Origin of the sequence: Microcoleus sp. D3_18a_C4 (assembly GCF_036702415.1) — a bacterium.
In the GTDB taxonomy this organism is placed as follows: domain Bacteria; phylum Cyanobacteriota; class Cyanobacteriia; order Cyanobacteriales; family Microcoleaceae; genus Microcoleus.
Window position 1 is genome coordinate 85894 of sequence record NZ_JAUBTI010000008.1, and the last position, 12290, is coordinate 98183.

General features: G+C 43.4%; 19 protein-coding genes. 17 read left to right on the forward strand and 2 right to left on the reverse strand.

From position 1 onward, the window contains the following. Positions 1-33 precede the first annotated feature (33 nt). From QUB16_RS06510 to QUB16_RS06585, 16 genes are all read left to right on the forward strand, one after another. Positions 34-1590 carry an AAA family ATPase gene (locus tag QUB16_RS06510; RefSeq protein ID WP_333314976.1) on the forward strand — a complete coding sequence of 519 codons (1557 nt, stop codon included), beginning with the start codon at positions 34-36 and terminating at the stop codon, positions 1588-1590. A gap of 3 nt (positions 1591-1593) precedes the next feature. Further along, the gene (locus tag QUB16_RS06515) at positions 1594-1890 is read left to right on the forward strand and encodes a hypothetical protein (protein WP_333314977.1); all 297 of its coding nucleotides are present in this window, start codon (positions 1594-1596) and stop codon (positions 1888-1890) included. Positions 1891-1965: 75 nt separating this feature from the next. Then, on the forward strand, positions 1966-2166 hold the full coding sequence (locus tag QUB16_RS06520; protein ID WP_333314979.1) for a DUF2997 domain-containing protein: 201 nt from the start codon (positions 1966-1968) through the stop codon (positions 2164-2166). A gap of 47 nt (positions 2167-2213) precedes the next feature. After that, complete coding sequence (locus QUB16_RS06525) at positions 2214-2627, forward strand: DUF1257 domain-containing protein (RefSeq protein WP_333314980.1); 414 nt, start codon at positions 2214-2216, stop codon at positions 2625-2627. A gap of 46 nt (positions 2628-2673) precedes the next feature. Beyond that, positions 2674-3012, forward strand: a complete 339-nt coding sequence (locus QUB16_RS06530) for a DUF6283 family protein (protein WP_333314981.1) — start codon at positions 2674-2676, stop codon at positions 3010-3012. A 45-nt stretch (positions 3013-3057) separates the two neighbouring features. Further along, positions 3058-3693: an MT-A70 family methyltransferase gene (locus tag QUB16_RS06535; protein ID WP_333314983.1), complete on the forward strand. Its 636-nt coding sequence runs from the start codon at positions 3058-3060 to the stop codon at positions 3691-3693. Positions 3694-3738: 45 nt separating this feature from the next. Continuing rightward, entirely contained in the window at positions 3739-3981 is a 243-nt protein-coding gene (locus QUB16_RS06540; protein WP_333314984.1) for a hypothetical protein, read from the forward strand. Between the two features lie 33 nt (positions 3982-4014). Continuing rightward, positions 4015-4356 (forward strand): DUF3846 domain-containing protein, encoded by a 342-nt coding sequence (locus QUB16_RS06545; RefSeq protein ID WP_333314985.1) that lies wholly within the window; start codon positions 4015-4017, stop codon positions 4354-4356. A 33-nt stretch (positions 4357-4389) separates the two neighbouring features. After that, complete coding sequence (locus QUB16_RS06550) at positions 4390-4701, forward strand: helix-turn-helix transcriptional regulator (protein WP_333314987.1); 312 nt, start codon at positions 4390-4392, stop codon at positions 4699-4701. A 3-nt stretch (positions 4702-4704) separates the two neighbouring features. Continuing rightward, positions 4705-4935 (forward strand): HNH endonuclease, encoded by a 231-nt coding sequence (locus QUB16_RS06555; RefSeq protein ID WP_333314989.1) that lies wholly within the window; start codon positions 4705-4707, stop codon positions 4933-4935. Positions 4936-5024: 89 nt separating this feature from the next. Beyond that, on the forward strand, positions 5025-5219 hold the full coding sequence (locus QUB16_RS06560) for a hypothetical protein (protein WP_333314991.1): 195 nt from the start codon (positions 5025-5027) through the stop codon (positions 5217-5219). A 43-nt stretch (positions 5220-5262) separates the two neighbouring features. Then, positions 5263-5490: a hypothetical protein gene (locus tag QUB16_RS06565; RefSeq protein WP_333314993.1), complete on the forward strand. Its 228-nt coding sequence runs from the start codon at positions 5263-5265 to the stop codon at positions 5488-5490. A gap of 32 nt (positions 5491-5522) precedes the next feature. Beyond that, positions 5523-5774: a hypothetical protein gene (locus QUB16_RS06570; protein WP_333314995.1), complete on the forward strand. Its 252-nt coding sequence runs from the start codon at positions 5523-5525 to the stop codon at positions 5772-5774. A gap of 177 nt (positions 5775-5951) precedes the next feature. Continuing rightward, on the forward strand, positions 5952-6167 hold the full coding sequence (locus QUB16_RS06575) for a hypothetical protein (protein ID WP_333314996.1): 216 nt from the start codon (positions 5952-5954) through the stop codon (positions 6165-6167). 108 nt (positions 6168-6275) lie between these two features. Next, the gene (locus QUB16_RS06580) at positions 6276-6797 is read left to right on the forward strand and encodes a hypothetical protein (RefSeq protein ID WP_333314998.1); all 522 of its coding nucleotides are present in this window, start codon (positions 6276-6278) and stop codon (positions 6795-6797) included. Between the two features lie 309 nt (positions 6798-7106). After that, positions 7107-7949 (forward strand): ATP-dependent DNA ligase, encoded by an 843-nt coding sequence (locus tag QUB16_RS06585; protein WP_333315000.1) that lies wholly within the window; start codon positions 7107-7109, stop codon positions 7947-7949. 69 nt (positions 7950-8018) lie between these two features. On the opposite strand, the gene QUB16_RS06590 is transcribed toward QUB16_RS06585, so the two are convergent. Then, complete coding sequence (locus QUB16_RS06590) at positions 8019-8573, reverse strand: HU family DNA-binding protein (RefSeq protein WP_333315001.1); 555 nt, start codon at positions 8571-8573, stop codon at positions 8019-8021. A gap of 84 nt (positions 8574-8657) precedes the next feature. Between QUB16_RS06590 and QUB16_RS06595 the strand changes: the two genes are divergently transcribed. Then, positions 8658-8984 carry a hypothetical protein gene (locus QUB16_RS06595; RefSeq protein WP_333315002.1) on the forward strand — a complete coding sequence of 109 codons (327 nt, stop codon included), beginning with the start codon at positions 8658-8660 and terminating at the stop codon, positions 8982-8984. 21 nt (positions 8985-9005) lie between these two features. On the opposite strand, the gene QUB16_RS06600 is transcribed toward QUB16_RS06595, so the two are convergent. Further along, positions 9006-12290, reverse strand: coding sequence for an RNA dependent RNA polymerase (locus QUB16_RS06600; RefSeq protein WP_333315004.1), 3285 nt, complete (start codon positions 12288-12290; stop codon positions 9006-9008).

A 12290-nucleotide genomic window follows, 5' to 3' on the forward strand; every position in this document is an offset into this window, starting at 1 on the left:
TACTAGAAACTGACAAATAAGTTAGGAGCAATCATGGAAGAAGAAATCAAGTTGATGTTGTCGGCGAGATTCCCGCTGCTGTGGGTAGTGTCGCCAGAGGAAGAAACGGCGGAAGAGCTGCTATGTGCAGCAGCTTCTGCTAAGAAAGCTCAAATCTATTTCTGGGATTTTGCCAGAGGTTGGTCTGATTCTGGAGGAAGCTCTAATGCCGCCAAAGGTAATCCGATGCAGGGTTTGGAACGAGTTATCAAAGCATCGCCAGAAACAGCAGCAATATTTGTGATGAAGGACTTCGCGACTTTGATAGCGCCAGGAACTAACGGTCAGATAGCGAGCAATCAGTTGCCGATCGTCCGCGAGATTAAGAATCTGGCTCGCGAGATTGCGCGCGATCGGCGGACGTTGGTTATTTTGTCCGATCAATTGAGACTGCCGATCGAACTGCGGGAAGAAACGACGGTTGTGGATTTTTCATTGCCAACCATCGAGGAGATTTCGGAATTGGTCGATCGACTGATTGGAACCAAAATCAAGCTGGGAAAGAGTGAAACACGAGAACAGTTGCTGAAAGCCTGTCAGGGCTTAACTCGGTGTCGTATTGCGCGGGTGTTGGCGAAGTGTTTGGCAAAGTCGGGGAAGGTGGACGAAACGAGCATCGATGCTGTAATTGAGGAGAAAAGGCAGACGATTCGAGAAACTGGGATTCTCGAATTTATTCCGGTTCAAGTCGGTTTAGAGTCTGTCGGCGGGCTGGAGAATTTGAAGGCTTGGGTGAGGGTTCGTGAGCACAGTTTCAGCGACAAAGCCCGCGAGTATGGTTTGCCCAATCCCAAGGGTTTGCTGCTGGCGGGCATTCAAGGCACGGGCAAATCTTTATCTGCGAAAACTATTGCTGCGGAATGGAAATTGCCGTTATTGAGATTGGATGTTGGGCGGTTATTTGGCGGCATTGTTGGCGAGAGTGAGTCGCGGGTTCGGCAAGTGATTAAGTTAGCAGAGGCGATCGCACCAGTAATCCTTTTCATAGATGAAATTGATAAGGCGTTCGCTAACATCACGAGTGGCGGTGACGGCGATTCTGGTACAAGCCAACGGGTATTCGGAACATTGCTCACATGGATGCAAGAAAAGACGGCACCAGTATTCGTTGTGATGACGGCGAACAGACCCGAAGTTTTGCCCGCGGAGCTAATTCGCAAAGGTCGGATTGATGAGATTTTCTGGGTTGACTTACCCAGTCAAACTGAACGTGAACAAATCTTTCAAGTTCACCTCAAACGTGTCCGTTCCGATCGCAAAAACTTTGACTTTAAATTTTTAGCTAGTCGGTCGAAAGATTTCTCTGGGGCAGAGATTGAGCAAGTTATTTACGAAGGAATGCAACAGGGTTTCAGTCGCGGTGAAGAATTCAGTCAAGGTGATTTATTAGACTCGATCGCCGATTGTGTCCCCCTAGCACAGATTGCTCAGCCACAGATTGAGGCGTTGAAAGGTTGGGCAGTGCGATCGGGTGCGAAGTCCGCAAGTTCCCAATACTCAGAAGTTCATCAGCCTGAACTGAGAATGCTAGAAGTTGATATTGAGGATTAACTTATGGAGTCTAAAGAATTCATTCACCCTCTATCGATTCTGGAAACGATCGAGACTGATGAAGGTCAAAAACAAGTAATGAATAGCTGGGCATTTGCTTCAATGGTTTGGACAAGCGCCGTTGCTGGCAATACAAATGCTTTATCAATAGTCAACGAACTATTTACTAACAAAGATGAAATTCCCAGTTTCCTTGAAGCTTCTCAAGCAGGAAATGAAGGAGCTATAGCAGGTGCCATCGCAATTATTGCTTTTGCGATCGATGACAAATTAGCTGAAGCATTTGAAAATAAGGTTTGATATTTGCGATGGCATCACCTCAAAGTCGGAGTGCCATCGTCTGCCGGACAAGATTAATTCCCGGCTTTCAGAATCATGCAGTATTACAAAATCGAATTCACCATCAACTTTGATGGCAGTGTTACTGAGCGCGTCATTGCTTCAGGGTCTAATTGCACTGCTGTTACCCAGGAGTTAGAAAAAGCGATGGGAGAGATTCGATCGCAAGAACTTCTCCCAGAAGCAATGACAGAAACAATAACTGAGGATGAAACTTTGTGGGCAAGTCACTCGTAGATTTTTGCGTTCAATATCCAAACTACTCAATTTAGGAGATGAAGAAAATGTCACATCTCAGCGTAATCAAAACTCAAATCAAGAACCCGATCGTCCTTGAAAAAGTTCTCCAACAGATGATTGAATCTGGTCTTAACGGCATCCTTGCCGGAGCACATCTAGAACGCAATAGTGCTATCCATGACCCGTTTGGTAATAGCAAGATAGCAGATTTCGTTATCCGACGAAAGCAGAATTATCAAGGCGGTTATGACTTCGGTTTCAAGTTAACTGAGACAGGAGAGTTTGAATTTTTAACTCGCGATGGTTCAAAGCGTGATGCACAGAAGTTTATGGAAACACTGATGCCGTGGTATGCGCGAGAAAATACGATCGCAGCTTTAATTGCTCAGGGATTTGAAATCGAATCTCAGATTGAAGAAGATGGTACGGTCAAGATTATTGCTGGTAAATGGGCTTGATACTTGTGCTTTCGCTTTAAGGGTTTGATACTTACCGAAATTTCTCATGAAACTGAATCAAACTAAGCAATGTAAAACTTGCCCGTGGAAAAAGTCAGCCAAAGTTGCTGATATTCCTAATTACAATCGATCGAAACATGAAAGCTTGATTGGTACGATCGCTGATGAAACTGGCAATCTAGCAGGAATCAACAGACCGATTAAAATCATGGCTTGCCATTATTCAGAAGATGGCGCAGAGCGAGAGTGTATTGGCTGGCTTCACAACCAGCTTGGAAGTGGCAATCACCTACCGCTGCGGATGCAAATGATGTTTTGTTCAAATGTTTCTGAAATTGAGATTGATGGTGAACAGAAAGACTCTTTTGGTGAGACTTTTTGCTAGACACTGCTTTTGCTCGATTGCCGTTGATTCTTTCAAATATCAAGCATGAAATATCAAGCAGATGACAAAATTGGACAGTTGAAACTGTCCATCGCCCTCAACCTAATCCCTGGACTGCCACCAATTCAAAATATCGATTATCGGCTCATTGTTTGCGATCCTCCGTGGAATTTCACTCTCCGAGAAACTGATGCGACTCACCGGGGTCGATGTCCTTATCCGGCAATGAGTGACGAGCAGATTCTGAGTTTGCCGATCAGCGCGATCGCACATCAAAACTCATACCTTTTACTCTGGGTAACAAACAACCATTTACCGCTTGGTTTTCGCTGTCTGGAACGTTGGGGATTTACCTACAAATCCATCTTTACGTGGGTGAAAACAACCAAAGCCAGTACCGAACAAGAGCCGAAAGTTAACTTTGGGATTGGGCATTACGGCAGAAACTGCACCGAGCATTTCTTGGTAGCAACAAAGGGAAATCCGGGGAGTTTTACAAGCCACGGGTTGACCAACATCCCTAATACAATATTTGCAAGTCGATCGAAACATTCTGAAAAACCCCAAGAATTCTGGACAGTTGCCGATCGACTTGCCAAGAAATTAGGAGGTTCAAAGATTGAGTTATTTGCTCGATCGAAACGTAATGGTTGGGATAGTTGGGGAGCTGAGGTTAATTAATGCTTTCGCTTTTAGGGATTGATTTTTTTGGGGAGATTATTCTGTATGACATCGAATGAACTGCAAGAAACTGAAAACGGATTAGTAACAGTTTCTGATTTTTATGCACATCAACATGAGTCAATCGAATCTGGAATCAAACAAGCTCAGATTCCGCATCAGATAAAATTTCATCCATTTAATCCTGATAAACTTTGGAAACAAGGCGCTTTCAGAGTTTATGCTGCTCCTGAACATCTCGAAATAGCTAGAGACTTGTGTATGTCGATCGAAATTGCCAGCAAATAGCATAATAACCGGGTCGTTCCCGGTACAAAAATCATGTTCTACGTTTTGATTAATTCCAAGGGCATTCAAGTTAAGGAATCCAAAGAAATGCTGACTTTCAAGGAAATGCAAAATTTGGTAGGAATTGAAGGCGAATCTGCTTACATCGAAGTTGCTTCTTACCGCAGTTTTTCTGATAAGTCGATCGCACTGATTTGTGATGAAGAATTCTTGATAAAGAAGTGCCAGCCTACTTGCATGACAATCGAAGGTCATGTGGTTCACGGTCAAGTTTTGGTTCTGGGAACTAACAAAGCAGAAGATGATTTTGACTTGCTAACTAAAAAGCAAGTTGAAATAGTCAAATCACAGGTACGGTTGCTACGTCGTAAATAGAGCGTTTTGCTGGGTCGCTCCCAGCTTAATTTCATGGAAATTCAAATCAATTCTTTAGGTGAAGCAATTAGGCATAAAAGATGCTTGCTAAATCTTACTCAAGCGAAATTAGCTAAAGCTGTGAAGGTAGATAATACTTACATTTCCAAGCTAGAAAACAACCACACACTGCCTAGTTGGGATTTACTAGACCGCCTTGAGGTTGTGCTTCACTTTCAAAAAGGCGACTTAGCGGAACTTTGTGGTTTTCCTTCTCAGGAACTGATAGATATTTTAGGAGAAGCTATCAAACTGAAAGGAGAATTGGCAGTTAAAGAAAAGATTCGGAAATTTTTAAACGATTGACTTATGAACTACAAAGTAGTTTACTTACACCGAATAATTGCCGAACAATCGATCAGTCGATCGCTCAGAACAGGTGAAATAGTTCATCATCTTGATGAAGACAAAACCAATAACTTACCAGAAAACCTGATTGTTTGTTCATCTTTCGTCCATCGACAATATCATCGTAAATCTCTACGTCAGAAACTTGAAGCCGATCGACCTCTGATTCAAGTCGGCGATTTGTGGCTCTGATTCATCTAAATACTCACGCTTACGCCGAAGAGACGGAATGCGTGAGTCTGCCAGATTCCGCGTCATTTAAGTAATTTTCAGGAGATATTGTGGCTAAACAATTGAGCAAAAAGTCTGTGATTTTAGGTTTGGCAGGTTTGACAGTTGCAGGTTTGACAGACTTTGCTGCTGTGACTATTATCAAAAAAAACGAACAAGCAGAAGTTGATAAATACTTGGGCGAGTATCAGGAGGAAGCTTATTCGATCGGGCAGCAGGAAGAGGACTATCAAAAATCAAAATAACTAATGCTTTCGCTCTGGGGGTTTGATTCAATAAGGAGAGTTTATGACTGTTGAAGAAATCAAAATAATCCTAGCTGGAACTGAGCAAATTCTCAGACTACTCACCCAGCAACCAATGTTTCGATTAGCTGAAAAACAGTTAAGAACCGAGATTTCAATTGAAGATGCGATCCAATTACTCCACGATTTGTACGAAGAAATTGAGGAAAGTCCCATCGCGACTCAGCCAGCAAATCTTTTTGATTTGCTAGGAACAAAACCAGAAATTTAGCGCGATTACCGGGTCGCTCCCGGTTTTAAATCATGTTCCAAGTCAAGTTTGTAGTCTGTATGGCGAGTTATTCGATCGGAAGTGCAACTGAAAGTTCTGATTTGTGGTGGTTGGGGAAATTTGATTGGACTGATGAATTTGATGAAGCAGAATTCTTTGACGATAAGGTAGCTGCTGAAAAGTGCACGGCGTTGCATGAGCAAGTTCACGGTGTTGATACTCGTTCACTTTCGATCGTTCAAGTTTTGTGGAGTGATTGCAGCGATGAAACGAATATTGGTTGATGTTAAATTTGTCATTGAAGGTGTTACTTACACTGCCACGCTTTATATGTACAGGAAAAGTAAGAGTGATGCCAGAAAGAGACTTACCGAGCTAGGAATTAAACCAGATTTTATCACTTTGGTTTAATTGATGCTTCGCTCTCAGATTTTGATGTACTTTCACGAAGGGCGACGAACATGACCATCGAACAAATCAAATCAATCATTGCGGGTGCTGAAGAATCCTTGAGACTGTTGCAAAGTCAGCCAGAATATCAAGCGATGCGCTACGCGCCCGCAAGCTACGAAAATAGTGAGGATTTTACGACAGAAAATGACTTAGTTTTGGGAGACGCGATTCAAAGTTTGTCTGAGATTTATCAGGCGATCGTTGAGTCGGAGTACACATTTTAATTAGTGTTTTGCCGGGTCACTAGACGATAAATCAAAAAAGATTCTGACCTTCAAAAGAGGTTAGAATCTTTTTTTTATGATAAAATAGTTAAAACTATTAAATTACCCATGCTAACCGCAGCTTTGGCATCAAAATTGCTCCGCCAAATTTTAGTCGATTACAATTTCTGGCCGGAATCTGAATCCGATTCGCCTTTGTCTGTAAGACGATCGAAAACCGCCTTAGATAACAAAGCCCTTCTCGCCCGTGATGCTTCAATGCGACGAGCTGCGGTAAGGGAAGCAGACCCAGATGCGTCTTACAAAGCCCCAGAACGGCGGCGGATTGAGTGCAAGACGCTCGATCAAACATTCAAACCCTTAGTCGCCAGTGCGCTGCTTGAAGTGCAGACAGCAGCGACTAAGGTACAAAGCGGGATAGCTGAATTAGAGACGCTGGAAAGGCCGATCGAACAATCCGAGTTTTTGGTACAGCTTTACAGCGCTTTCAAACAACTGGCAAACCCCCAAGTGTGTTATGTCTTTGACGGCGATAACATCAGCTCTGACCCATACACAGGGGTTTTTATCACCGGAGAAGCCAGTGACGGCGAAGTAATTATCGCTCAAAGTTTGCTCGTACAAACCTGATAGTTAACCCGCTCAGTTTCGCGTTAACTGAGCGGGGTTAACTTTAATAAATAAGGACAGTAATCGCGCAAATCCCGCCATAGCGAACTGAACTTGTGGATGTTTGGCTACGGATGGATGCACCCGGCTTGTTTCTGCTATGGCAACTCTCTGATTACAAATAGTCAAAATCGATCGAGCTGGAACCGTCAATTTCCAAGCACCAGTTACTGACGATTTGTTAAGCGGCTTCCTAACCCTTAGCTGCATTCTTGCTGAAACACCCGCTCAATAATTTTCAGTTCAACTTGAGAGCAAGGGATTTAAAGTATGCTTCCAGAATTAGCAAATAGCTACAGTCCCACCAAAAACTATGACCTCGGTTTTTGGTTAAGTAGTCCAAAACTTGATGGACTTCGCTGTATTTATACACGTGATGGTAAAGATCGGGGATTGAGAAGCCGAAGCGGAACAACTCGGTATGTTGGTGGGTTCGATCGACTTGAACTCGAATGTAGAGCCATCTGCGACGCCAACAATCTATCATTTTTAGATGGTGAGTTGTACATACCAACAACACCATTTGATATAATTTCGGGATTGGTACGCGATCGCACTAACTACGAAATCACTGAAAAATATCGAGTTGAGTTCAGAATATTTGCGATCGGTTCTGCTACTAATCCGAATATGAAAGCACAGGAGATGGTTGCTCTGATTGAGCAAATTATCCCAGTACGAGGAATGATTAGCTACATTCCTCAGAAACTTATCCGTAATACACCGAGTGATATTCAAGCTGAAGCAGAATTAGTCAGAGCTTTTGGACTCTCAGATGAAGGGATTATGTTGCGAAATCCGAGTTCTGTTTATGCAGGGGTTCGATCGAACAATCTTCTGAAAGTGAAAAACTTTGTTAAAAACAGCTTTACAGTTGTTGGATTTACCAAAGGTACTGGCAAATTTACCAATTCTCTAGGCAGTTTGCTGGTACGAGGAATGGTTGATGAGACTATTGTTAATGCAAAAGTGGGAACTGGATTTAATGATAGCGAGCGATCGGATATGTGGACAAACCAATCGAATTATTTAGGTAAGGACGTGGAAGTAATTTATTTGGGAGTTACAGCAGCCGGGAGTCTGAGACATCCGATATTTTCCCGTTTTGTTTAAAGGACAGAAAAAACCCCGACTGAAAATCAATCGGGGTTTCTTTGTAATGGTATCAATTAAAGCTTAACTTTACTTGACAATTCCTGCAAGTTCGGGAATTTTGCCAGCTAATTTCCAGCCAGTAGATGATGAGTAAACTGGCGTGCTGGCGGTAACACCCCAGCCGGATAATTCACTGGTTGCAGCTTCAATGAACGAACCATCGGGAGCTTTGATTTGCCAAACTTGCTCGTTCGCGGTAGATGCAGTTGTTTGAGTCATCAAATCTACTGGAATCGGAGGAGGTTGAATTGCTCTTGCTTCCTGTTGGGCTACAGCGTGAGCCACAGATGCTACAGGTAAAGCATTAGGATCGGGCTGAATAGAAGTCAGGAAACCTTTGCTGAAAGTCAGCTTTGGCTTGCGAGATGCTTTGAAAGTCATCGCTTCACCGGTGCGCGGGTTTCGCCCCTGGCGTTCGGGTTTGTCCGTGACTTTGAAAGTTCCCAATCCTTCAAGTTTGACTTCTTCTCCGTTGCGGAGCGAAGTGGAAAGAAAGGTTGTGATGGAATTTACCACCGCTGCGATCGTACTTTCAGCAAATCCGGTGGAAGCTTTTACGTGGTCGGTTAAAGTTGCCGTCATTTGATTGATGAGAGACTAATGAATATTCTTATTATGTACTTCAGAAGCTAAAATAGTCAATCAGGTAATCGAGGAACACTAGCTATGGAAACTTTTGGCGAAAAAACACTCAAAACCCACGAAATCTACGAAATCACTGAGAAAAGGAAAGGGTGGGAAATTGAAGAAGGCGGAAAATGGTACGAAATACGGGATGAATGGGGATGCACCCTCGCCTATGATGAACACTACGCCGAACACGGTACAGTCACGGTGATTAGCGGAGATCCCAAACGTAACTTTAATTATGCCTTCGACACTTACGAAGCAGCTTTTGAGTTTGCTTACAATTACGAACAAAGCAGCGAGTATTTAGAACTTCAGGAATTGAATAAAAATATGCAAATACACCAACCACAAGAACCTTACTAGAGAAAACTGGGTCTTGTGGTTTCAAAAAGGCGAGAATAGAATCTCTCTAAAGTCGCTAGGGTTGTACTTGAGTCTAGCTCTTACCGAAATACCAAGGGTAAGAGCTACGCACCGATTAGCCAAGATTCCTAAATTAATCAAGGAATCAGAGCCGGGCAACGTACAAGAAACCAAGAGTCGATCGACCATAGCTCCATCTTTGTCCTGCATTTGAATGACACTAACAGACAAACGAGCTTCATATTCACCTGGAGGAATAGAAGCAGGGTAAGTTTTTGTGGGACTAATTATGTACCACTTCCTCGTAGCGCCTATTACGGTGACATCAACTGTGTTCAAACTCCAGGTATTCTTGGTCTGCACAAAAGTAGAAATTATTTCAGCATTAATAACTTGACCGTATTCGATCGAAGTGCTATTTCTCACCGCAATACCAGCATTAATCCAGCTTAATCCATTCTTCAGTTTGACACTCACAGTGTCCTCTTTTTGCACTACCCTTTTCACTCTTTGGTGAGGACGTTCGTAGGAGGTTCTGAGAGAGCCATCTTTTCTGAGATAAACGTACTGGTTAGATTCCAGCAGACGATCGAGTAAAAGAACGCCTTTTATGGTAAAAATTTGACCGTCACGAATGAAGGCGTAAACAGTTCCATCGTTATCAACAAAGTCTATATCTTTCAACCTTAAAGCTATCCATCCAGCACCGTTGACCATGACAACCCTACCTTTAGAGTCTAGGTCTGGCACGGCGCTTCGCCTTTCTATAAAATTGTAAGTACCTAAAAGTACAGCATTTGTTTTTTGAGTGATTGGTAGCCGTTCCCGTATGCTGGGTAACGAATCGTGCTGGAATCCATAAATAGAAAAGTCGTACCTTTCTCTCAGTAACTGTTCGGCGATGAGGTCAGGGAATAAAAGGAATGGAAAACTAGCTTTGCCTAGCGCATGGTCGATCGCAATCCTCTCATTATGGGCAACCCACCAATACGCAGTCGCCCAACTTAAAAGTTTCTTTTGAGCTTCTTCCTCAGAAAGTTGACTTTTTTTCAAACGGTCTTCTAGGTCTTTGCGAACTTCTTTGACGTGCTTCATCAGCCTGCTAATTGCGCTGTTTTCATCCTTGTTTGACACCGCAATCGCCTCCAGCAACCGCTGATAGTATTGAGCCTGTTGCCGTCGAGCGAAATCAATTTGTTCCTGAGTTACCAGATTATTGGCGATCGGGTTCTTTCCAAACAGATTACGAAATTTCTCAGAGTTCAAAGGCAAAGGTTTCGGCAGTCTTTCTGCTACATCTTTCCAGTGAAAATTAACTTCTCGAATCATGTGAGAAATTGGGTCAGGGTCGATCGTTTCATCACCTACGTTCATCGTTCGGCTGAGGTAAGCTTCTCTATTTTTGTAGTCGGTTTGCCATACAGGTTTCTTCGCTCCTTCGTTCAAGATTTCACCGACTAATGCCAGCGCTTTTGTATCTCTGGCTAGGTCATTTTTGAATCGATCGACTTCATCTTGCAACGCTTGAGAAAGAACTTCGAGAACAGTGCGACCGCTGCCATCGGGAATTACAACGTTAGTTAAACCTTTGGCTTGAGCGTGCATGATTTGGCTAGCGACTAATCCAGTTAGGTTGTCCATCGATCGCAAAGCAACTTGTTTTAAAGTGTCTTGAATCGGCGATTTAGGCGCTTTGATAACTTTCGGACGTGCGTAGCTGTCGGGGTCATCCTGCCATTTTTGAACTTCTGCTGCAACTAAAGGCAATTTGCTAGCAGCAATCGCATCTCCGTAGTCTCCATCAAAATCACCCCCCTGTCCATAAGGTGCTTCGTTCAGTTCACCGGTGCCGCCAAAGGTGACGTGAGAAACGAAGAAAACGCCTTGATAACTATCATTTCCGCCTTTCTTCACGCAGTCCCAGATTTGGATATCGCCCCAGTGTCGGACTGGGTAACGAAATGTTATGTGCTTTCCAGCTTTCAAATGCTTGCAGGAAAAGGTCATATCTGGCAGAGCATCGTCCGGCATTGCCATATAGGAATTAAAGTGAGTTGCGCCGTTTATTGCCAGTCGAGTCCACTTTTTCTTGAGGCTTCTTTGGATAGAACCGAGAACGTAGGGATGTCTTTCTAGAATTTTTGCCTTATCGTTTTCTAGAATTAGGTTCAGTACGGGGGCATAAGGCTCGGCGTGGTCGTCCGTTTCATCTTCTGGGCTACCGCTAGCCCAGACTTCCCTCAATTCGTTGAACCATTTATCAACCAAATTCACGTCTACAAGTTCGGCTAAGTCTCTCTCAGGTTTGAAAAGTTTAATCAATCCGTAAATGTTACCGACATTGATTGCCTCAACAATTTTCAAGCATTCCGATCGCACTGGTGGAATTACTTCTGTTTCGATAATGTCGATCGGAAACCACGACCAAATTTGCGTTCCCCCGCTAGCTTTGCGCTCCTGGGCTTCTCCCAATACAGCCAAGTTCACTCTAGTAAAACTATTAGCTCCCATTGCAGGTTTAAAAGTTTTGAAACACGACTCAGGCAGAATCAAATCGTATCCCTGCATTTTGTTTGCTGGTAAAGGAGCCACTGTGCCTTTGCCCCATATCCCCCTAGTATTTTCGTTACCGGGAATACTCAGGCGAAACTGTACCGGGACTCGATCGTCGGCTCCAGCTATCCCGTCCAGCAGTTCTACCAATAATGAGGAGTCAATTTTTCCGTGAGCGTCACCAGTCCCAAACTCATTTTCATAGTCATCATCGGGACGGTTGTTGGTTAATTTTAAATCAGGGACAACTAGAATCTTTGCGTTGTCCAAACAAAACAAAGCTTTCGATTCGCTCAAACTGATTGAGCCGTAGTTAATCCGACCCATTGCACTTTTTTCAGGAGGAAAATAGAATTGTCCTACAGTTCCTTTTTCTTCTTTTTTTCTGGTAAACAGAAAGTGCCCGTGTTTGCGTGCGCCGCCAGCTAAGTCAAGAGAAAAATTCTCATAGTCGTCTAAAAGTTTAGTTTCGTCCACAGTTGAATCGATAGGAATTGCACAAATAGAAAATTCCATATCGGGATGTAACTGGGAGAGCATAATATTTTTGTAAACAACCTCACTCAGCCTAGCTGTTGAGGTTCCGTCAGGTTGGGTTTTGTGCATCCACTGTTTCTGCTTCCCATTCCACACACCAAACTTGCTGGTAGATTTGATGCGGATTAGCCGATCGCCATAAGCAGCCGAACCTAAAGCTATTAGGTTGTAGGTAAAAGTAAATCGCTCTTTGGGGTTTTCAGGAGTTGGGGGCAT

Excerpts from the sequence above, each read along its gene's own strand:
- QUB16_RS06510 (WP_333314976.1), top strand. The coding sequence starts at position 34 with ATGGAAGAAGAAATCAAGTTGATGTTGTCGGCGAGATTCCCGCTGCTG.
- QUB16_RS06515 (WP_333314977.1), top strand. The coding sequence starts at position 1,594 with ATGGAGTCTAAAGAATTCATTCACCCTCTATCGATTCTGGAAACGATC.
- QUB16_RS06520 (WP_333314979.1), top strand. The coding sequence starts at position 1,966 with ATGCAGTATTACAAAATCGAATTCACCATCAACTTTGATGGCAGTGTT.
- QUB16_RS06525 (WP_333314980.1), top strand. The coding sequence starts at position 2,214 with ATGTCACATCTCAGCGTAATCAAAACTCAAATCAAGAACCCGATCGTC.
- QUB16_RS06530 (WP_333314981.1), top strand. The coding sequence starts at position 2,674 with ATGAAACTGAATCAAACTAAGCAATGTAAAACTTGCCCGTGGAAAAAG.
- QUB16_RS06535 (WP_333314983.1), top strand. The coding sequence starts at position 3,058 with ATGAAATATCAAGCAGATGACAAAATTGGACAGTTGAAACTGTCCATC.
- QUB16_RS06540 (WP_333314984.1), top strand. The coding sequence starts at position 3,739 with ATGACATCGAATGAACTGCAAGAAACTGAAAACGGATTAGTAACAGTT.
- QUB16_RS06545 (WP_333314985.1), top strand. The coding sequence starts at position 4,015 with ATGTTCTACGTTTTGATTAATTCCAAGGGCATTCAAGTTAAGGAATCC.
- QUB16_RS06550 (WP_333314987.1), top strand. The coding sequence starts at position 4,390 with ATGGAAATTCAAATCAATTCTTTAGGTGAAGCAATTAGGCATAAAAGA.
- QUB16_RS06555 (WP_333314989.1), top strand. The coding sequence starts at position 4,705 with ATGAACTACAAAGTAGTTTACTTACACCGAATAATTGCCGAACAATCG.
- QUB16_RS06565 (WP_333314993.1), top strand. The coding sequence starts at position 5,263 with ATGACTGTTGAAGAAATCAAAATAATCCTAGCTGGAACTGAGCAAATT.
- QUB16_RS06570 (WP_333314995.1), top strand. The coding sequence starts at position 5,523 with ATGTTCCAAGTCAAGTTTGTAGTCTGTATGGCGAGTTATTCGATCGGA.
- QUB16_RS06575 (WP_333314996.1), top strand. The coding sequence starts at position 5,952 with ATGACCATCGAACAAATCAAATCAATCATTGCGGGTGCTGAAGAATCC.
- QUB16_RS06580 (WP_333314998.1), top strand. The coding sequence starts at position 6,276 with ATGCTAACCGCAGCTTTGGCATCAAAATTGCTCCGCCAAATTTTAGTC.
- QUB16_RS06585 (WP_333315000.1), top strand. The coding sequence starts at position 7,107 with ATGCTTCCAGAATTAGCAAATAGCTACAGTCCCACCAAAAACTATGAC.
- QUB16_RS06590 (WP_333315001.1), bottom strand. The coding sequence starts at position 8,573 with ATGACGGCAACTTTAACCGACCACGTAAAAGCTTCCACCGGATTTGCT.
- QUB16_RS06595 (WP_333315002.1), top strand. The coding sequence starts at position 8,658 with ATGGAAACTTTTGGCGAAAAAACACTCAAAACCCACGAAATCTACGAA.
- QUB16_RS06600 (WP_333315004.1), bottom strand. The coding sequence starts at position 12,290 with ATGCCCCCAACTCCTGAAAACCCCAAAGAGCGATTTACTTTTACCTAC.